Source organism: Pseudomonas psychrophila, assembly GCF_001043005.1.
Classification (GTDB): Bacteria; Pseudomonadota; Gammaproteobacteria; order Pseudomonadales; family Pseudomonadaceae; genus Aquipseudomonas; species Aquipseudomonas psychrophila.
Map to the genome: position 1 here is coordinate 1 of NZ_JYKZ01000063.1, position 673 is coordinate 673.

At 55.9% G+C, this 673-nt stretch carries 2 protein-coding genes; both read right to left on the reverse strand.

The window, feature by feature from the left end:
* A partial coding sequence (locus tag TU76_RS25305; protein ID WP_275575810.1) for a CoA-transferase occupies nucleotides 1-149 on the reverse strand: 149 nt, incomplete at its 3' end.
* Nucleotides 150-342: 193 nt separating this feature from the next.
* Nucleotides 343-673: IclR family transcriptional regulator domain-containing protein (locus TU76_RS24070; protein WP_048352660.1), on the reverse strand; the 331-nt coding region annotated here is incomplete at its 5' end.

Sequence of the window (673 nt, forward strand, 5' to 3'; positions counted from 1 at the left end):
CGTACCAGTGTCAGGTCTTTTTTACCCTGGCGGATTATTTCATGGCCCGCAGCAGTCGGGATCAGATGAGTGAAACCTTCAAGCGCAACGGTGTCGCCATCGCTCACAAACTGTTTCACGGCGTCGTGTAACGAAATGATATCTGCCATCTGGGGTAGCTCCCGATTCTTGTTGGCCACTGCAGTAGAAGAAGGTGTGCCAGGGGCGACACCGTATGCCTGCAGGTTAAGCCGCCGTCACGGGCCAAAACAATCCGATAATCGACTATGTGTTCGTTTATCGAACACATAGTTAGCTTGCTGGCTAATGTCAGATTGAAGCAGCGGGGGAGCTATTGCGCCATCATGTAAACAGCTGAGCACTCAACTCACGGCTGGAACTGAGCATGATCGGCAGGAAGCGCTGCTCCAGCTCTGTGCGTGTCACCCGACCGGCGTGGGTGCTGACATTCAAGGCCGCCAGCACTTGCCCTGAAGCGTCGTATACCGGTACGGCAATCGAGCGCAGCCCTTGCTCCAGTTCCTGATCGACCACACACCAGCCCTGCTCGCGCACTTGCTGCAAACACTCAAGTAATGCCTCAGGCGTGTGCAGGGTGCGGCTGGTCTTGGCTTGAAAGTCACCGTGCGCCAGGTATTCGTTTAGCGTCACGTCATCCAGGGCAGCCAACAGG